General features: G+C 34.8%; 18 protein-coding genes and 2 tRNA genes. 5 read left to right on the forward strand and 15 right to left on the reverse strand.

Annotation, left to right across the window (positions count from 1 at the left end; all coding sequences use genetic code 11):
* Positions 1–62: 62 nt before the first annotated feature.
* The 3 genes from ACM55F_RS07125 to ACM55F_RS07135 form a co-directional block, all read right to left on the reverse strand.
* Complete coding sequence (locus tag ACM55F_RS07125) at positions 63–845, reverse strand: alpha/beta fold hydrolase (RefSeq protein WP_416853111.1); 783 nt, start codon at positions 843–845, stop codon at positions 63–65.
* A 257-nt stretch (positions 846–1,102) separates the two neighbouring features.
* A complete protein-coding gene (locus tag ACM55F_RS07130) occupies positions 1,103–1,903 on the reverse strand; it encodes a TIGR00266 family protein (protein ID WP_416853112.1) in 801 nt (266 codons plus the stop codon).
* 282 nt (positions 1,904–2,185) lie between these two features.
* Positions 2,186–2,953, reverse strand: coding sequence for an enoyl-CoA hydratase/isomerase family protein (locus ACM55F_RS07135; RefSeq protein WP_416853113.1), 768 nt, complete (start codon positions 2,951–2,953; stop codon positions 2,186–2,188).
* 127 nt (positions 2,954–3,080) lie between these two features.
* Between ACM55F_RS07135 and ACM55F_RS07140 the strand changes: the two genes are divergently transcribed.
* A tRNA-Ala gene (locus ACM55F_RS07140) sits at positions 3,081–3,154 on the forward strand.
* Positions 3,155–3,236: 82 nt separating this feature from the next.
* On the opposite strand, the gene mtgA is transcribed toward ACM55F_RS07140, so the two are convergent.
* Both mtgA and ACM55F_RS07150 read right to left on the reverse strand, forming a co-directional pair.
* On the reverse strand, positions 3,237–3,977 hold the full coding sequence (gene mtgA / locus ACM55F_RS07145; RefSeq protein WP_416853114.1) for a monofunctional biosynthetic peptidoglycan transglycosylase: 741 nt from the start codon (positions 3,975–3,977) through the stop codon (positions 3,237–3,239).
* Positions 3,977–5,089 (reverse strand): NAD(P)/FAD-dependent oxidoreductase, encoded by a 1,113-nt coding sequence (locus ACM55F_RS07150; RefSeq protein ID WP_416853115.1) that lies wholly within the window; start codon positions 5,087–5,089, stop codon positions 3,977–3,979. Before ACM55F_RS07150 ends, mtgA begins: the two co-directional genes overlap by 1 nt.
* A gap of 248 nt (positions 5,090–5,337) precedes the next feature.
* On the opposite strand from ACM55F_RS07150, the gene ACM55F_RS07155 reads away from it, so the two are divergent.
* Positions 5,338–7,191 (forward strand): S9 family peptidase, encoded by a 1,854-nt coding sequence (locus tag ACM55F_RS07155; protein WP_416853116.1) that lies wholly within the window; start codon positions 5,338–5,340, stop codon positions 7,189–7,191.
* Between the two features lie 67 nt (positions 7,192–7,258).
* Here the strand turns inward: ACM55F_RS07155 and accC are convergent, their stop codons facing one another.
* The 6 genes from accC to pdxA form a co-directional block, all read right to left on the reverse strand.
* Positions 7,259–8,605 (reverse strand): acetyl-CoA carboxylase biotin carboxylase subunit, encoded by a 1,347-nt coding sequence (gene accC / locus ACM55F_RS07160; protein ID WP_035669422.1) that lies wholly within the window; start codon positions 8,603–8,605, stop codon positions 7,259–7,261.
* Positions 8,606–8,698: 93 nt separating this feature from the next.
* Positions 8,699–9,178 carry an acetyl-CoA carboxylase biotin carboxyl carrier protein gene (accB, locus tag ACM55F_RS07165; protein ID WP_416853117.1) on the reverse strand — a complete coding sequence of 160 codons (480 nt, stop codon included), beginning with the start codon at positions 9,176–9,178 and terminating at the stop codon, positions 8,699–8,701.
* Positions 9,179–9,200: 22 nt separating this feature from the next.
* Positions 9,201–10,199, reverse strand: coding sequence for a beta-ketoacyl-ACP synthase III (locus ACM55F_RS07170; protein WP_416853119.1), 999 nt, complete (start codon positions 10,197–10,199; stop codon positions 9,201–9,203).
* A gap of 173 nt (positions 10,200–10,372) precedes the next feature.
* On the reverse strand, positions 10,373–10,567 hold the full coding sequence (gene rpmF, locus ACM55F_RS07175) for a 50S ribosomal protein L32 (RefSeq protein WP_007137315.1): 195 nt from the start codon (positions 10,565–10,567) through the stop codon (positions 10,373–10,375).
* A 9-nt stretch (positions 10,568–10,576) separates the two neighbouring features.
* Positions 10,577–11,128 carry a YceD family protein gene (locus ACM55F_RS07180; RefSeq protein WP_416853120.1) on the reverse strand — a complete coding sequence of 184 codons (552 nt, stop codon included), beginning with the start codon at positions 11,126–11,128 and terminating at the stop codon, positions 10,577–10,579.
* 84 nt (positions 11,129–11,212) lie between these two features.
* Entirely contained in the window at positions 11,213–12,262 is a 1,050-nt protein-coding gene (gene pdxA, locus ACM55F_RS07185) for a 4-hydroxythreonine-4-phosphate dehydrogenase PdxA (protein WP_416853121.1), read from the reverse strand.
* Between the two features lie 57 nt (positions 12,263–12,319).
* Here pdxA and ACM55F_RS07190 point away from each other — a divergent pair, with 57 nt between their 5' ends.
* Positions 12,320–12,907, forward strand: coding sequence for a riboflavin synthase (locus tag ACM55F_RS07190; RefSeq protein ID WP_416853123.1), 588 nt, complete (start codon positions 12,320–12,322; stop codon positions 12,905–12,907).
* An 83-nt stretch (positions 12,908–12,990) separates the two neighbouring features.
* Positions 12,991–13,176: a hypothetical protein gene (locus ACM55F_RS07195; protein ID WP_416853124.1), complete on the forward strand. Its 186-nt coding sequence runs from the start codon at positions 12,991–12,993 to the stop codon at positions 13,174–13,176.
* Positions 13,177–13,394: 218 nt separating this feature from the next.
* Here ACM55F_RS07195 and ACM55F_RS07200 read toward each other — a convergent pair.
* Together ACM55F_RS07200 and mce are read right to left on the reverse strand one after the other, a co-directional pair.
* Positions 13,395–13,468, reverse strand: a tRNA-Ile gene (locus ACM55F_RS07200).
* Positions 13,469–13,610: 142 nt separating this feature from the next.
* The gene (mce, locus tag ACM55F_RS07205) at positions 13,611–14,012 is read right to left on the reverse strand and encodes a methylmalonyl-CoA epimerase (RefSeq protein ID WP_416853125.1); all 402 of its coding nucleotides are present in this window, start codon (positions 14,010–14,012) and stop codon (positions 13,611–13,613) included.
* Positions 14,013–14,238: 226 nt separating this feature from the next.
* Here mce and ACM55F_RS07210 point away from each other — a divergent pair, with 226 nt between their 5' ends.
* Positions 14,239–15,915, forward strand: coding sequence for an Ig-like domain-containing domain (locus ACM55F_RS07210; RefSeq protein ID WP_416853126.1), 1,677 nt, complete (start codon positions 14,239–14,241; stop codon positions 15,913–15,915).
* A gap of 64 nt (positions 15,916–15,979) precedes the next feature.
* Here ACM55F_RS07210 and ACM55F_RS07215 read toward each other — a convergent pair whose 3' ends face one another.
* Positions 15,980–16,747: an amidohydrolase gene (locus ACM55F_RS07215; protein WP_416853127.1), complete on the reverse strand. Its 768-nt coding sequence runs from the start codon at positions 16,745–16,747 to the stop codon at positions 15,980–15,982.
* An 81-nt stretch (positions 16,748–16,828) separates the two neighbouring features.
* The gene (locus tag ACM55F_RS07220) at positions 16,829–17,575 is read right to left on the reverse strand and encodes a succinate dehydrogenase/fumarate reductase iron-sulfur subunit (protein ID WP_416834584.1); all 747 of its coding nucleotides are present in this window, start codon (positions 17,573–17,575) and stop codon (positions 16,829–16,831) included.
* Between the last annotated feature and the right edge of the window lie 17 nt (positions 17,576–17,592).

A 17,592-nucleotide genomic window follows, 5' to 3' on the forward strand; every position in this document is an offset into this window, starting at 1 on the left:
ATGCACCATTTACAAGACAAAAGCGAGTTAGTGGAAAAAGGATATCTGAAATCAGGAATGATTTAGATGCTTTTGAAAAAAGCTAACAATACGCTTAATAGCTCCTCTTGGTTTTCTATATGACTCATGTGTCCGCCCGGAAAAGTCACCAGTTTTACCGCTGTGTTTTCTATCTGTTCTTTGGTTTCTTCGTAATTTAGAACAGGATCTTTTTCGCCTAAAATTAATAGTTTTGGATAAGGTGTCAGATGCAACAACACTTCCCGGTCTTTTCTTATTTTCATTCCTTCGAGTGAGGCAACGATTCCTTGAAGTGGCGTTTTTAAAGCTTCTTTTTTTACGCTTTCAATTTCTGATGAAAGTCTCTCTCTATTGGATTCGCTGAACAAATTGGCTATGGATAGTGAAACAAAATTCATGAAAGATTGTTTTACAGCTTTAATAGCTCGGTCCCGATTTGTTTTTCGTTCCTCGCTGTCGGCTCTTGCAGTCGAGTTTAATAAAACCAATCCTTTTATCGTGTCTGGATACAATTCGGCGAAAGCCAAAGCCACGTAACCGCCCATAGAATGTCCGACAAAAATGGCTTTCCGGATGCGTAATTCCGATAAAACAGCGTGAACCGCATTGGCATTATCTTCCATCGTTTGTACGTAACTCAAACATTCCGTTTCTCCATGTCCCAATAAATCAATCGTAATGACGCGGTTTTTTTTAGCAAACTCCGGAATGTAAAAATCCCACATGTCTTTGTTTTCCAAGAAACCATGAAGCAAGACAATAGCGGTTCCTTTCCCGGTATCGGAATAGGATATGTTGGTGTTTTTAAAGAGAATTTGTTTCAAAATGGAAATTTAGTCTACAAAAGTAACATTTTATTTTTTTATGATTTTCCATTATATTAGCCGTTTAAAAGGGTTGTCGCGAATTACACGAAAAAACACGAAGTAAAAATGAAAAAATAGCTAAAGAGAATAATAAAACAAAATGTGTTTTTTTACCATTTAAGGAATTTAAGTTCATTTAAGAATTACTACTATGTCCTTATATTTCTTATATGGTTTAAAAAAAGGCTCCCATTTCTGAAAGCCGTTTCTGAAATTTAAAATCGTCTGTCGCCATCGAGCAAACTTCCTAATCCGCCCAATAAACTACCTTCATCGCGACTGTTTCCGCCAGCTCTTGGTGCGGATGCAATGATTCTATCGGCGAGTCGGCTGAAAGGCAAGGATTGTACATAAACCGTTCCCGGACCGCAAAGTGTCGCGTAAAACAAACCTTCACCCCCAAAAATAGAATTCTTGATGCCGCCAATAAACTCAATATCATAATCGACATCTTTGGTAAAACCTACGATACAACCAGTGTCCACTTTTAGGATTTCGCCTGCTGCTAATTCTTTTTTGGCCAATGTTCCACCGGTATGCACAAACGCCAGGCCGTCACCTTCGATTTTTTGCATGATGAAACCTTCGCCACCAAACAATCCACGACCGAGTTTTTTAGAGAATTCGATTCCAACGGAAACGCCTTTGGCAGCGCAGAGAAAAGAATCTTTCTGGCAAATGAATTTACCGCCAAATTGCGTTAAGTCAATAGGGATTATTTTTCCGGGATACGGGGAGGCAAAGGAAACTTTGCTTTTGGTATTATTTTGATTGATGAAGGCTGTCATAAAAAGACTTTCGCCGGTCAGGACTCTTTTTCCGGCACTTAAAAGTTTACCAAACAATCCGTTTTCCTGTCCGGAACCGTCTCCAAAAATGGTTTCCATTTGGATATTATTGTCCATCATCATAAAACTTCCCGCTTCGGCAATTACAATTTCCTGTGGGTCTAATTCTATTTCCACATATTGCATTTCCTCGCCATATATGTGGTAGTCTATTTCGTGTGCTTGCATGATTTCTGTACTTTAAGTTTTGTTCTCAAGATTCAAGTTATAAATGCAACTTCTTCTTTGGTTGTTAATTCATATAAATTTACTTGATTTGGAGTTTTAAAACCAAATATTTTTCTTGGTTTATTATTAAGTTTTTCTTGAATTTCAATAATTCTCCCCTGGGTCATTTCATCAAATGATATTGAATTGGGGATATATTGTCTTATTAATTGAACAAAGGGTTATTTTTCTTGGTAATATAAAAAGATATAGTTTACAGCAGGAAATAACTCCTAAAAAAAATTACTTTTTGAATTGTGATAACGCTTTTCTGGTAAAATCAGACAACACCAATTTACCCGAAATAGCGGCGCGTTCCAACAACAATGTATCCCAATGTTGCGTACCTTCCCATAAAACCTTTTTCATTTCCAGTAAAGCTTCAGGATTATAACTGGACAATTTAGTACTAAAATCAGCTATTGCGGTATCAAGGTCTTCAATAGTTTCAAAAGTATTGGCGTACAATCCCTTTTCTTTTGCCCAATCAGCGGTTTTCCATTCTTGCGCTGCGAGCGTCATTTCGGACATGGCAGTTTTACCAATTTTCTTAGAAACGACAGGTTCTATTACAAAGGGACCAATGCCTATTGCCAATTCCGATAGTTTTATTGATGCGTTTTTTGTCGCCAATGTATAATCACAGGCAGAAGCAATTCCTACGCCGCCGCCAACTGCTTTTCCGTGAACGCGACCTACAATAAGTTTGGAACACGAACGCATGGTATTGATTAAATGCGCAAATCCGGAGAAAAATTGGGTTCCTGCTGCTTCATCCGAAACGGCCAAAAGTTCATCGAACGAAGCGCCTGCACAAAAAGCTCCCGAACCTTCACTTTGTATAACAATCACCGAAATGGCTGGATTCGTGCTCAAAATATTGAACTCATTCGTTAAACGATCTAACAATTCTCTTGGGAAAGAATTGCTCGCCGGATGACCAAATGCAACGGTTGCGATTTTATTTTCGATTGTTGTGAAGAGCGAACCTGTTGAATTTTCTGATAGCATAGCGGGGATTTTGATGTAAAGTTAAAAAAAAGTAAAGGAGGATTTGACTTTTTTTAAAATAGAATGAATTTGTATTTTTGAAATTTGCTTTTTGGAAAATTTATATGTTATATTTGCGATCTAGTTTGGGGGATTAGCTCATTTGGCTAGAGTACTTGCCTGGCAGGCAAGGGGTGACCGGTTCGAATCCGGTATTCTCCACAAAACAAAACCGTAAATTCTTTTAATTAAGAGTTTACGGTTTTTTATTTTTACTAAAAAGAAAGATAGCTATAAAACGGGTTTAATATTCGATTCTACCCACATGTCGCATCACGCGTACAATTTTAGCTTTTCGTCTGTTGATATACGAGGAAGAACTGGTCGCCGAATATTTTCTTGGATTGGGTAATATTGCAGCTATTCCTGCTGCCTGCATCGGTGTGAGACTGGAAGCATCTTTTCGGTACCAATGTTCTGTGGCTGCTTGTGCTCCATACACACCATTTCCCATTTCAATACTATTCAAATACACTTCCATGATGCGTTCTTTACCCCAAATGATTTCTATAAGAACGGTGAAATACGCTTCAAGTCCTTTTCTCAAATAACTTCGGCCTTGCCAAAGGAATACATTCTTGGCCGTTTGTTGCGATATAGTGCTTCCACCTTTTATTCTTCGGCCTCTTTCATTGCTTTTATACGCTTTTTGCATTGCGATAAAATCAAAACCATTGTGTTTCAGGAAAGTTCCATCTTCACTGGCGATTACGGCTTTTTGAAGATTCATGGAGATGTTTTCAATTGGTTCCCAGTCGTGGCTGAAAAAAACTTCTTTTCCGGCTACTTTATTTTCAATCGCCCGAATCACCATTAAAGGCGTAAACGGAACAGGAACAAATTTAAAAAGTACCACGAAAAACAAAGAGAGTCCGAAGAACCATAAAAATACTTTGAATAAAAAACGAGTTAGTTTGCTCATAAAAGAGGTAGGTTCTTTTTTAACGGGTTGTCTTGATTTTCTTGGTGTTATTTTCGTTGCCATTATACTAAATCTGCTAATTCTGTTCCAATTAAACTTCCTATTGCCACTCCCATTCCTCCCAATCGTACACCACAATAAACATTATCCGACAGTTGTGAAACGATAGGATTCTTACTGTTACCAATACCCATGATGCCGCTCCAACGGTGTGCAATTTCGAAATCCTGATTCGGCAAAATTACTTCTTTTAATAATTGTTCCAATTTTTTTTGGACGATTTCTGTTTGACCAAATTCGGTTGTTGTTTCCGTCTCAAAATCAAGGTTTCTTCCGCCGCCTAACAATATTCGGTCTCCAATATTCCTAAAATAATAATAGCCTCTATCTAGGTGAAAAGTACCTTTTATATCTAAATTTTTAATTGGTTCCGTAATTAAAACTTGTGCTCTGGCAGGCTTTACTGCACCATTCGTCAGTGTATTTGCAAAACCGTTCGTAGCAAACAATAATTTTTTGATGGTAAAAGTAAAGTCATCAAGCGCTACTTCAATATTGTTTCCTTTGTCTAAATAAGAAGTCACCGTTTGTTGATTTAGAATTAAAATATTTTCAGAAATTACTTGTTTTAACAAAGCCTGCATCATATTTCCCGTGTCAATCTGTGCTTCAAAAGGATTAAAAATTAAATATTCCTGAATGCCGCCAAACCCAAAACGATCGACTTCCTTAGCAAAAACATCCGCTTTAAAAAGGGGTCTTAAAATTTCATTGATGAAAGGTAATTTTCCAATGCATTCTCCATAACTGTTTTCATCGGTATTCAAAAACAATTCATAACCACCGTAGGGCTTGAAATCAATTGTTTCGTCACCCAATCTTTTACGCAACAACTGCAAGCCTTTCCATCGTTTTTGAACGAGATGAATCACTTCCTCTTCCGAATGGGATTTTAAATCGTCTATAATTTCCGATAGACTCCCAAAACAAGCGAAACCGGCATTTTTTGTACTGGCTCCTTGCGGCAACATCCCTTTTTCCAAAACCAGAATTTTACTTTCAGGGAATCTTTCGCGCAAGCGTAATGCAGCATGCAAGCCCACAATACCGCTGCCCACAATCGCATAATCTACGTCAGTAAACCAGTTTTTTAATTCCCAATAACTCAAATCCATGTCCAAATATTTTTTATAAAAATAATAATTTTTAGGAGCTAATCCCGCTATCCGTTCTAAATAAATTCACTGAACTCCAATTAAAATAAAAGTAGTGTGAAGTAATCTTTTATTTTTTTAAAGAAAAAAAATAAAAGGATTTCCACTATTATCGGGGCTAAAAAGCAATTATTAAAACGACAAACATCAAATTAAATTGGCTATTTTTATGGCTCAGAAAAAAATATATTTTAATTCGTTTATATGCTATGGTACAAGATGTGATGACACCCGAATTGCTTTGGAAATTAGGAAGAATAACTCCTTTAGGTATTTCCAAAGACGAAAAAAATGTAGTTTATAAAGTAGAAACCCCTTCTGTCGTAGAAAATAAATTAGATACAACATTTTACACCTTACCAATAAATGGGGGAAATCCAACCGAAATAAAAGACACCGCTGCCGTATTAAAAGACAAGAACATTTCTCCAGACGGGAAATATATTGTGTATAATGAAGAGGTGAAGGTGGAGAAGGTTCTTGGAAAAGATTTTTATCCAGAACTGGGAAAATCGGAAGTTCAAATCTACAACGGATTGAATTACCGTCATTGGGATACTTGGAATGAAGGTAAATTCAATCATGTTTTTTACAAAGAAAATAAAGAAGGTGCTGTTGGAATTGACATCCTAAATGGTGAAAATTTCGATAGCCCGCAAAAACCTTTTGGCGAAGACGAAGATTATATTTGGTCGCCAGACAGCAAAAACATTTTATATGTTTGCAAGAAAAAAACTGGAACGGAATATGCTACTTCTACCAATACTAACATTTTCGAATACAATCTGGAAACTGGAAAAACAAGTAACAGAACCGAAGAAAATTTAGGGTATGATACTGCTCCACAATTCTCTCCTACAGGAAATTTAACTTGGTTACAAATGAAACGAGACGGTTATGAAGCCGATAAAAAAGACCTGATTGTAAGTCTCAAAGGTATTAAGATAAACTTAACTGCTGAGTGGGATGGAACCGTGGATCATTTCATTTGGAGTACTGATGAGAAAAGAATCTTTTTTATTGCACCAATAGATGGAACAAAACAGTTATTTGAAGTTAATTTTCCGGGGTTAACTAAAATTGCAATTAATGTCCGTCAAATTACCAATGGCGAGTTCGATGTCAATGATTTAGTTGGGTTCTATGGTGAAAATATCATAGTAACGAGAACAGACATGAATCATGCTGCAGAAATTTTTTCTTACAATCTACAGAAAAATACTTGGAAACAATTATCTAATGTTAATACAGTAACCTATAATTCTTTGACGTTAAGCAAAACCGAAAGAAGATATGTGACCACAACCGATGGTGAAAAAATGTTAGTTTGGGTAATTCTTCCTCCAAATTTTGATGCATCAAAAAAATATCCAACACTTTTATTTTGTCAAGGAGGACCACAGGCTCCATTAACACAAGGCTATTCATTTCGTTGGAATTTTCAGTTAATGGCTGCTAACGGTTATATTGTAGTGGCGCCAAACCGTCGTGGTATGCAAGGTCGTGGTGTGGATTGGAATGAGCAAATCAGCAAAGACTGGGGAGGACAAGTAATGAACGATTACCTTTCGGCTATTGACGACATAACGAAAGAAGAATATGTCGATGGAGCACGTTTGGGATGCGTGGGTGCCAGTTATGGTGGTTATTCTGTATTTTACTTAGCGGGAATTCACCACAACCGATTTAAAACATTTATTGCTCATGACGGTGTTTTTAATACCCAAAGTATGTTCGGAACTACCGAGGAAGTTTTCTTTTGTAACTGGGACTTTGGTGGCGCTTATTGGGAAAAAGACAATACTGTAGCACAAAAAGCCTATACTACATTCAACCCAATAACAATGGTCGAGAAATGGAATAAGCCTATTTTAATTATTCAAGGCGGTAAAGATTTTCGTGTACCTATAGGACAGGGCCAAGAAGCTTTTCAAGCGGCACAGTTGCGGGGAATAAAGAGTAGGTTCTTATATTTTCCAGAAGAAAACCATTGGGTGCTGAAACCACAAAACGCTCAGATTTGGCAAGGTGAGTTTTTTAAATGGCTGAAAGAAACTCTTTAATTGAATTACGTTTATAAAACAAAAACCTCACTTTCGTGAGGTTTTATATTTTGAATTGAATATTTTATTATTCTGGATCATTCATTTTGAAAGTATCCATAAAAGCAGTTGTGTAATCTCCTGCAATGTATCTTGGATCGTCCATTAATTGTCTGTGAAATGGAATGGTAGTTTTTATACCTTCAATCACAAATTCGTCTAATGCTCTTCTCATTTTACTGATTGCTTCTTCTCGTGATTGTGCAGTTGTAATCAACTTTGCAATCATTGAATCGTAATTTGGCGGAATGGTATAACCTGAATAAACATGTGTGTCTAAACGAACACCGTGTCCTCCTGGCATATGAAGTGTTGTGATTTTTCCTGGAGATGGACGGAAATCATTATAAGGATCTTCCGCGTTTATTCTACATTCAATGGCGTGCAATTGTGGTAAATAATTTTTACCAGAAATAGGTATTCCTGCAGCAACCATAATTTGCTCGCGGATTAAGTCATAATCAATAACTTGTTCTGTAATAGGATGCTCTACCTGAATACGAGTATTCATTTCCATAAAGTAGAAATTACGGTGTTTATCAACCAAAAATTCTACAGTTCCAGCACCTTCATATTTAATATATTCTGCTGCTTTTACAGCTGCTTCACCCATTTTTGCACGAAGTTCATCCGTCATAAATGGAGATGGAGTCTCTTCGGTCAATTTTTGATGACGTCTTTGAACTGAACAATCTCTTTCTGAAAGGTGACAAGCTTTTCCATAAGAATCACCTACTACTTGAATTTCAATATGACGAGGCTCTTCGATTAATTTTTCCAGATACATTCCATCATTTCCAAAAGCTGCAGCAGATTCCTGACGGGCTCCTTCCCAAGCTTTTAGTAATTCATCTTCTTTCCAAACTGCTCGCATTCCTTTTCCACCACCACCAGCAGTTGCTTTAAGCATTACTGGATAACCAAAATCTCTGGACAGTTGCAGGGCTTGTTCATACGATTCTAAAATTCCTACTGAACCGGGAACACATGGAACGCCAGCTTCAATCATAGTCGCTTTTGCGGAAGCTTTATCACCCATTCTATCAATCATTTCAGGAGATGCCCCAATGAATTTGATACCATGTTCTTGACAAATTTTAGAAAATTTTGAGTTTTCAGAAAGGAATCCATACCCTGGATGTATTGCATCTGCGTTAGTAATTTCGGCAGCGGCAATAATATTTGACATTTTCAAATAGGATAAGTTACTTGGAGGTGGCCCTATACAAACCGCTTCATCAGCAAACTTTACATGCAGACTTTCAGCATCAGCAGTAGAATAAACAGCTACTGTTTTTATACCCATTTCCTTGCATGTTCTAATTACGCGAAGCGCAATTTCTCCCCTATTTGCAATTAATATTTTTTTAAACATCTTCTTGAAATTATAAATTATAAATTATAAATTTTAAATTATTTGAATGATCGAAAAACAATTTCTCATTCAAAATTCATCATTCAAAATTTCTTATGATGGATCTACTAAGAATAATGGTTGGTCAAATTCTACTGGAGACATATCGTCAACCAATATTTTTACAATTTTACCAGAAACTTCAGATTCAATTTCATTAAATAATTTCATTGCTTCAATAACACAAAGCACATCTCCTTTAGAAATTGTTTTACCTACTTCAACAAACATAGGTTTATCTGGTGATGGCTTTCTATAGAAAGTTCCAATAATTGGAGATTTTATAGTGATATAATGAGAATTTTCTACTACTGGAGCTTCAACAACAGCTAGGACAGGAGCAATTTGTTGTGGAGCTGCTGCTTGTGGAAGTGCGCTTTGAGCTGGCATTTGTTGAACATACGTGGTCTCTGTTACATTGCCTTCTAAAGTTGTTCTAATGGTGATTTTAACATCATCCATCTCTAATTTAACTTCTGCAACACCTGAATTTGCTACAAACTTGATTAGATTTTGAATTTCTTTTAAATCCATAATTATTTATTTTAGTTTAAATTTATTTTTTATCGTATGCCCATTTTAAGTAAATAGAACCCCAAGTAAATCCTCCTCCGAAAGCTGCAAAAATAATAGTATCGCCTTTTTTAAATAAAGATTCAAAATCGTTAAGTACCAAAGGTAACGTTGCAGAAGTGGTATTTCCGTATTTTTCTATGTTCATTAAAACTTTCGAATCTTCTAAATTCATTCGGCTTGCTGTAGCGTCAATGATTCGTTTGTTTGCTTGGTGAGGAACTAACCAATCTACGTCGTCATTGGTCAAATTATTTCTTTTCAAAATTAGTTCACTGGCATCAGCCATATTTGTAACTGCATATTTGAAAACAGTTTTACCATCTTGGATGATATTGTGTCTATTGTCTTGTACAGTTTGGAAAGTTGTAGGAACTAAAGAACCACCAGCCGGAATTTTCAAAAAGTCACGACCTACACCATCACTGCGCAAATATTCGTCTTGCAATCCAAGACCTTCGTAATTAGGTTCGAATAAAACTGCTCCGGCACCGTCTCCAAAAATAATACAGGTTGATCTATCCGTATAATCAACGATAGAAGACATTTTATCTGCCCCAATCAAAAGTACTTTTTTATAACGTCCAGATTGTATGTAAGCTGCGGCTGCGGACATTCCATATAAAAAACTGGAACATGCCGCTTGTAAATCGTAAGCGAAAGCATTTGTAGCGCCTATTTCAGTGGCCACATATACTCCTGTTGCTGCTACGGGCATATCCGGTGTGGCGGTTGCCATTATTAATAAATCTATTTCTAAAGGGTCAATATTTGCTTTAGCCAATAAATCCTTTGCTGCCATAATGGCTAAGTAGGAAGTTCCTTTATCTTCATCTTTAAGGATTCTTCTTTCTTTTATTCCTGTACGAGAGGTAATCCACTCATCATTTGTGTCAACCATTGTTTCCAGCACTTTGTTTGAAAGTACAAAGTCTGGCACATAGGCTCCAACTGCGGTAATTGCGGCTGTAATTGTATTCATTGTATTCGATTATTTCTTATCAAATGCTACCATTTGAAAATTTTTTAAAAGACTTGAAAATTACAAAAAAAATCCCAAAGCATATTGATTTAGAACTTCTTATTTAATGAAAATTATAAACAACAAAAAAACTCTCACGATGTGAGAGTTCGAATATCATTTACAAAAATGTATTAAGCAACAGCTACAGATTTATCTATAACAACTTGCCCTCTGTAATACATTTTTCCTTCATGCCAGTAGGCTCTGTGGTATAAATGTGCTTCCCCAGTGATTGGGCAAGTAGCGATTTGTGCTACAGTAGCTTTGTAATGTGTTCTTCTTTTATCTCTTCTTGTTTTGGAGATTTTTCTCTTAGGATGCGCCATTTTACTATATTATTTATCCGTTAATAGTTGCTTTAATTTGTCCCAACGCGGGTCAATATTTTCTTCTTTTTGTTCTTGTTTATGCTCTTTTTTTTGTTCTTTAATTGTTAGTTCTTTCAGTTTTGTTAAGGCTTCCGTATTTAAACTTCCGTCTTTTATTCCTGGATGAACTCGTCTTAGAGGTACGGACAGCACTATCATTTCATAAATATATTGTGCAATATCTATTTCAAACTCTCCGTGTGGCAAAATCAACAATTCTTCATTGTCATTATTATACATTTCTCCAAATCGAACAATCAATTTCATTTTACCTTTAACAGGCAAATCAAAATCTTCACTGGTAAGATCGCAAGGGACATTTACAGTTCCCTTATGTTTTAAACTTAATTCCAGTATTGTGCTTTTTTTCTCTAAAACTACATTTACTTTGATGTCTGAATTTTGAAATTCATGATAATCAAAGATTTCAAAGAACGCATTACTTATTTGATATTCAAATTGATGTTTTCCTAGCTTTAATCCTACGAAAGGAATTAAATATTCTTTTGTCTTGTTCATTTCAACAACAATTTACCCTAAACTTCGGGAGTGCAAAGATATAAAATTATTACAAATCTAATAATGTTATTCACCTTTTTTTGTTCACAACTGTTTTTCTTTTGTTTTCAAAGGTTTTTGACTGATTTCCTTGTATTGATTTCTCGAATGAAAGATATCTATAGCAAGATAAACCGCTTCCTTAAATGAGTTATAATCCGCCACCCCTTTTCCGGCAATATCATAAGCGGTACCGTGATCTGGCGAGGTTCTAATTTTATTTAAACCTGCAGTATAATTCACTCCTTTTCCAAAAGATAATGTTTTGAAAGGAATTAATCCCTGATCATGGTAAGTTGCAATAATAGCATCATATTTCTCATATTGATTACTTCCAAAAAAACCATCCGCAGCAAAAGGACCAAAAACCAACGTTCCTTTATCAAATAGCTTTTTCAATGCCGGTTTTATTATCAAATCATCTTCTGTACCTATAACCCCTCCATCCCCACAATGCGGATTCAATCCTAAAACAGCAATTTTTGGCTTATTAATACTAAAATCCTGAATTAGTGATTGTTTTATAGTATCTATTTTTTGTTTAATCAACTCTTCTGTCAAATGTGATGCAACTTCATTTAAAGGAATATGATCTGTCAACAAACCAACTCTTAAATTATCCTGCACCATCAACATTAACGCATTCCCTTCTAGCTCTTGATTTAAATAATCCGTATGACCCGGAAATTTAAACGTTTCGGATTGAATATTATACTTATTAATTGGAGCTGTTACTAACACATCAATCAATCCTTCTTTTAAAGCTTTGGTTGCGGCAACAAAAGATTTTATGGCATACTGACCTACTTTTTCGTCATTTGTGCCCGGATTTAAATCAACACCTTCTTTCCAAAGATTCAAAACATTAATCTTTCCCAGAACAATTTGATCCAACCTGTCAATTCCATGAAGCGTTGAAGTAGACTCAAAACTCTTTTTTACAAATGACATTATTTTAACATTAGCAAAAATAACAGGCGTACAAAGCTCCAGCATGCGCGAATCCTCGAATGTTTTTAGTACCACTTCGCTTCCAATACCGTTCAAATCTCCTATAGAAATTCCTACGATTATATTTTCTGCTTTTTTCATCATGACCTCACGTTATTTATTGCTAATTTTGAAGTGCAAATTTAGTAAAATAAAATAGAAATGTTTACAGGAATCATAGAAACCCTTGGCATAATCCAAGAAATAAAAAAAGAGAAAGACAACATTCATATTACAATGAATTCTTCAATCACCAGTGAATTACAAATAGACCAAAGCGTGGCTCATAACGGAATCTGCTTAACGGTAGTTGCCTTAAATGACACTTTATATACCGTAACTGCTATTGACGAAACGATAAAGAAAACGAATTTAGGGTATTGGCAAGAAGGGGATAGTGTAAATCTTGAAAGAGCAATGAAACTGGGTGACAGACTAGACGGCCATATAGTTCAAGGACACGTTGATCAAATAGGAACTTGTATCGTAGCAGAAGAAACTAATGGAAGCTGGTATTATACTTTTGAATACGACGAAACACTCAACAATATCACTATCGAAAAAGGATCCATTACTGTAAACGGAGTAAGCTTAACCGTAGTAAACTCGAAGAAAAATCAGTTTAGCGTAGCCATTATTCCTTATACGCATGAACACACAAATTTTAATTCTTTTAAAATTGGCACAAAAATCAATCTTGAGTTTGATGTGATTGGCAAATATGTTTCCAGGCTATACTCCAACAAATAGAAAATCACAAAAACCTATTAAAAACAAAAACTCCAATTTAAATTGGAGTTTTTGTTTTTAATTTAAAGCTATAAATGATATAAATGCCAAATAAGATTGCAATTATCATTAAAATAAAAATATTTTCATCAATAGGTAAGCCGGGAGGCGGAGGCGGACCAAACTCATTAACCGCAGAAGATTTAGCTGTAGGCGCAGGAGGACCTGTGCCAGAACCCTTGCCAGCAAAAACATCCATAATCCCAAAAAAGATAATGAATATAAAATAAAATCTGTTTAGCACCGTCTTCATAATTTTCAAAAATAAAAAATCAATAAGTCTTAAAAAAAATATTTTATTTGATATTTATTTTTTTTGTAAAAAATCTCTCTAACAAAAACAACTGTAATCGTTACAAAAGTATGATTTTTTTATATGAAATATGTCTTTTATGTTCTTATAAAAAAAGCCCTTCAATTACTTGAGAGGCTTTTTAAACTTAAAGTGTGGTCCCACCTGGGCTCGAACCAGGGACCACCTGATTATGAGTCAGGTGCTCTAACCAGCTGAGCTATAGGACCGGTTAAGAGTGTGCAATATTACCACTATTTTTCATTTGCTCCAAATATTTTTGACTTAGATTTTAATATAGTTCAATTATTAACTTATTTCAAACAGAAACCAACTGAATATTAGAATACTACCCCATTTATCTGCATTAAATTATTTTATTTCCTGACATAGTTCGATTAGAACACCATTAGTGCTTTTTGGATGTAAAAATGCAACTAGCTTATTATCAGCGCCTTTTTTTGGAATTTCATTCAAGACTACAAACCCTTCCTTTTTCAATCGCGCTATTTCTGAAACAATATCTTCAACATCAAAAGCGATATGATGAATTCCTTCTCCCTTTTTTTCTATAAACTTGGCAATGGGGCTTTCTGGGTTGGTTGCGGCAAGAAGTTCAATTTTATTGGGTCCATTCATAAAAAAAGAGGTTGTCACCCCTTCAGTTTCCACATCTTCAAATTTATAGGCCGGAACACCAAAGAGTTTTTCGAAAACTAAATTTGACACTCCTAAATCTTTGACCGCAATTCCTATATGTTCTATTTTTCTCATTATTTAAATATTCAACTGAAAATTAATTATAAAATTTAAAGACAGAAAAATTGTATTTTTTAAAATTCACCAGCCTTAAAGCCATGTAAAATTAAACATTAAAAATCATAAAAAACAGGAAGAATTATAAAAATTAGCCTAGTTAAATACCTCATAATAATTCGATAAAAAGTTTCGATTACATTAATTATAATTGTTATTTTGTAAATTCTAATTTTGATTTGATATGTTGAAAAACAATTTAAAATATATTTCTTTGCTGTTGCTTTTAATAATGATGGGTTGCGCGAAAAGAGGAACTATTACCGGCGGCTTAAAAGACACTCTTGCACCCGTTTTAAAAATGAGTTTCCCAAAAAATTTCAATACTAATTTTAAAGGGGACGAAATTAAATTAGTGTTTGACGAAAATATCAAATTAAGGAACCTAAACAAGCAGTTGATTATTTCACCTCCAATGAAAAATGAACCTTTGATTTTACCTACCACTGCCAGTAAATTTATTACAATTAAAATAAAAGACACGCTGCAGCCCAACACGACTTACAGCTTCAACTTTGGTCAGAGTATAGCTGATAATAACGAAGGAAATCCATTTAGTCAGTTCAAATATGTGTTTTCAACCGGTGACTATATTGATTCTTTGTCTCTCGGCGGAACTGTAAAAGATGCTTATGACAAAGAAGTAGAATCATTCGTTTCAGTCATGTTGTATGAAATAAATGACAACTTTAAGGATTCAATTGTGTATAATAAAAACCCCAGATACATAACAAATACCTTAGACAGTCTAAAAACATTTCGTTTAGAGAATTTAAAAGCCGGAAAATACCTTCTTGTAGCAATGAAAGACTACAATACCAATAATAAATTTAATCCAAAAAAAGACAAAATTGGATTTAACAGACAATTTATCACTATTCCAAATGACACGGTTTATGAATTAGCATTATTCAGGGAAGTTCTGGGATTCAAGGCTTACAAACCAAGTCAGGCATCCGGGAATAGATTAATTATGGGTTACGAAGGAAAAGTGAATTCAGTAAATGAAAGACCAAAAGTAACCTTGAAGAACAATAATGATTCCGAAGCTTCGGGACTATCTACAATTGTTACACAATTGCCTAAAAAGGATTCCCTTCAAATATGGTACAAACCCATAAAAGCAGATTCGTTAGCTTTGGCTGTAGCCAAAGACAAATACAACGTAAATTTCAGCTTCAAAATTAAAGACCAGAAAAAGGATACTCTAAATATAAGTGCTGTACAAAGTGGTGTATTAAATTTGAGAGATCGATTCACATTAGAGACTGCTACGCCATTAGTGAATTTTGATAATTCTAAAATAAAATTAATTAACAAAGGGGAGACCTCAATCCCTTTTACTACTGAATATGACGAATTTAATCAGAAACTGCATTTCGATTTTCAGAAAGAACCTTCAGAACAATACACTATTTCCATTCTGCCTGGCGCACTAACTGATTTTTTTGAAAAATCAAATGATACGTTGACTTATAAAGTAACTACAAAAAATACTGCTGATTATGGAAATCTAAGTGTGTCTTTACAAAATGTAAAACGATTTCCTGTTATTGTAGAATTGACCAATACAAAAGGAGAAGTTTTAGCTACTGGATACACTGAAAAAAATACAACAATTGACTTCAACCTAATTGAACCTGCGCTTTATACTCTTAGAGCCATTTATGATGAAAACAAAAACAAAGAATGGGATTCGGGAAATTATTTAGAAAAACGTCAAGCGGAGGAAGTGGTCTATTTTTCTAAAGAAATAGATGTTCGCGCTAACTGGGATGTAAACCAAGTATTTGATCTGAGTCTTCCTTACATTCCTGAACCCAAAAAGAAAACGGATAAAAAAGTAGGGATTTTAGAATGATGATTAACGATTTTTGATTTCTACAACATCTGAAATCAAAAATCGTTAATCATGCACAAATATTTTATTCTTTTATTTCAAAAGCATCCCTGTCATTCAAAAAACCTAATTTTTGTCTTGTCAACATCATTTTTTCTTTATTTAATTCAGCATAGAAAATACTTTCAGATTCTGCGGGTTCAACCATAGAATTTCCAAGAAAATCAACCACTTGTGAGTGTCCGGTATATTGATATCCATTATTGTCCTCGCCTATTCTGTTGACCCCAATCGTATAACACATGTTTTCTATTGCACGCGCTTTAAGTAATGCATCCCAAGCATTTATTCTTATTTTTGGCCAACTTGCAACATAAATTAGCAAATCATAATCCTCTGAATTTCTGGAGAATACCGGGAATCTTAAATCATAACATACCTGCAGGCAAATTTCCCAACCTAAATAATCTACAATGATTTTTTGGGTTCCGCTAGTGTACACTTTATCTTCTCCTGCCAGAGTAAATAAGTGTTTTTTATCATAGAATTGGATTTCTCCTGATGGAAAAACGAATACCATTCTGTTATAGAAATTACTGTTTTCTTTTATAACTAAACTTCCTGTAATAGCACTGTTTTTGGCTTTCGCCAACACTTTAAGCCATGATACCGTTTCACCCTGCATCGTTTCCGCAACATTTTCTGGATTCATAGTAAATCCGGATGTAAACATTTCCGGAAGTACAATCAAATCAATATCATCATTAATTGTATTGATTTTTTCTTCGAAATAGTCTCGATTTTGTTTTGGGTTTTCCCAATATAAAGATGATTGTATAAGTGCAATTTTCATTTGAAATCATTTTTATAAAGATAAAAAAAAACGCATTCAACTTTTACATTGAATGCGTTTATTAATTAGATTTATTAGGTTTTATCCTTTCAAGCTTGCAGACATATATTCTCTGTTCATTCGAGCAATGTTTTCAAGAGAAATCCCTTTTGGACATTCTACTTCACAAGCTCCAGTATTGGTACAGTTACCAAAACCTTCAGCATCCATTTGGCTAACCATATTTAAAACTCTGTCAGTAGCTTCAATTCTTCCTTGTGGTAACAAAGCATATTGAGACACTTTTGCAGCGACAAATAACATAGCCGATGAGTTTTTACAAGTCGCAACACAAGCTCCACAACCTATACAAGCAGCTGAATCAAAAGCAGTATCAGCATCTTTCTTGTTAATTGGAATTGTGTTTGCATCAATTGTATTACCAGATGTATTTACAGATATAAATCCACCAGCATGTTGAATTCGGTCAAAAGAACTTCTGTCGACAACTAAATCTTTAATTACTGGAAATGCTTTTGCTCTAAATGGCTCAATAAAAATGGTATCGCCATCCTTGAACATTCTCATGTGCAATTGACACGTTGTAACACCTCTGTCTGGCCCGTGAGCTTCTCCATTGATATACAAAGAACACATTCCGCAAATTCCTTCGCGACAATCGTGGTCAAATGCTACAGGCTCATCCCCTTTCATGATTAATTCATCATTCAAAATGTCAAGCATTTCAAGAAATGACATATCTGGTTCAATATGATCTATAGGATATTCTACTATTTTTCCTTCTGTAGCGGCATTTTTCTGACGCCATATTTTTAATGTAAGTTTCATCTTTTTTTAAGTATTAA

The organism is Flavobacterium melibiosi, assembly GCF_048158545.1.
GTDB classification, from domain to species: Bacteria; Bacteroidota; Bacteroidia; order Flavobacteriales; family Flavobacteriaceae; genus Flavobacterium; species Flavobacterium melibiosi.

Coding starts and splice junctions, on each gene's coding strand:
- ACM55F_RS07130 (WP_416853112.1), bottom strand. CDS start 1,903: ATGCAAGCACACGAAATAGACTACCACATATATGGCGAGGAAATGCAA.
- ACM55F_RS07135 (WP_416853113.1), bottom strand. CDS start 2,953: ATGCTATCAGAAAATTCAACAGGTTCGCTCTTCACAACAATCGAAAAT.
- mtgA (WP_416853114.1), bottom strand. CDS start 3,977: ATGGCAACGAAAATAACACCAAGAAAATCAAGACAACCCGTTAAAAAA.
- ACM55F_RS07150 (WP_416853115.1), bottom strand. CDS start 5,089: ATGGATTTGAGTTATTGGGAATTAAAAAACTGGTTTACTGACGTAGAT.
- ACM55F_RS07155 (WP_416853116.1), top strand. CDS start 5,338: ATGGTACAAGATGTGATGACACCCGAATTGCTTTGGAAATTAGGAAGA.
- accC (WP_035669422.1), bottom strand. CDS start 8,605: ATGTTTAAAAAAATATTAATTGCAAATAGGGGAGAAATTGCGCTTCGC.
- accB (WP_416853117.1), bottom strand. CDS start 9,178: ATGGATTTAAAAGAAATTCAAAATCTAATCAAGTTTGTAGCAAATTCA.
- ACM55F_RS07170 (WP_416853119.1), bottom strand. CDS start 10,199: ATGAATACAATTACAGCCGCAATTACCGCAGTTGGAGCCTATGTGCCA.
- rpmF (WP_007137315.1), bottom strand. CDS start 10,567: ATGGCGCATCCTAAGAGAAAAATCTCCAAAACAAGAAGAGATAAAAGA.
- ACM55F_RS07180 (WP_416853120.1), bottom strand. CDS start 11,128: ATGAACAAGACAAAAGAATATTTAATTCCTTTCGTAGGATTAAAGCTA.
- pdxA (WP_416853121.1), bottom strand. CDS start 12,262: ATGATGAAAAAAGCAGAAAATATAATCGTAGGAATTTCTATAGGAGAT.
- ACM55F_RS07190 (WP_416853123.1), top strand. CDS start 12,320: ATGTTTACAGGAATCATAGAAACCCTTGGCATAATCCAAGAAATAAAA.
- ACM55F_RS07195 (WP_416853124.1), top strand. CDS start 12,991: ATGCCAAATAAGATTGCAATTATCATTAAAATAAAAATATTTTCATCA.
- mce (WP_416853125.1), bottom strand. CDS start 14,012: ATGAGAAAAATAGAACATATAGGAATTGCGGTCAAAGATTTAGGAGTG.
- ACM55F_RS07210 (WP_416853126.1), top strand. CDS start 14,239: ATGTTGAAAAACAATTTAAAATATATTTCTTTGCTGTTGCTTTTAATA.
- ACM55F_RS07215 (WP_416853127.1), bottom strand. CDS start 16,747: ATGAAAATTGCACTTATACAATCATCTTTATATTGGGAAAACCCAAAA.
- ACM55F_RS07220 (WP_416834584.1), bottom strand. CDS start 17,575: ATGAAACTTACATTAAAAATATGGCGTCAGAAAAATGCCGCTACAGAA.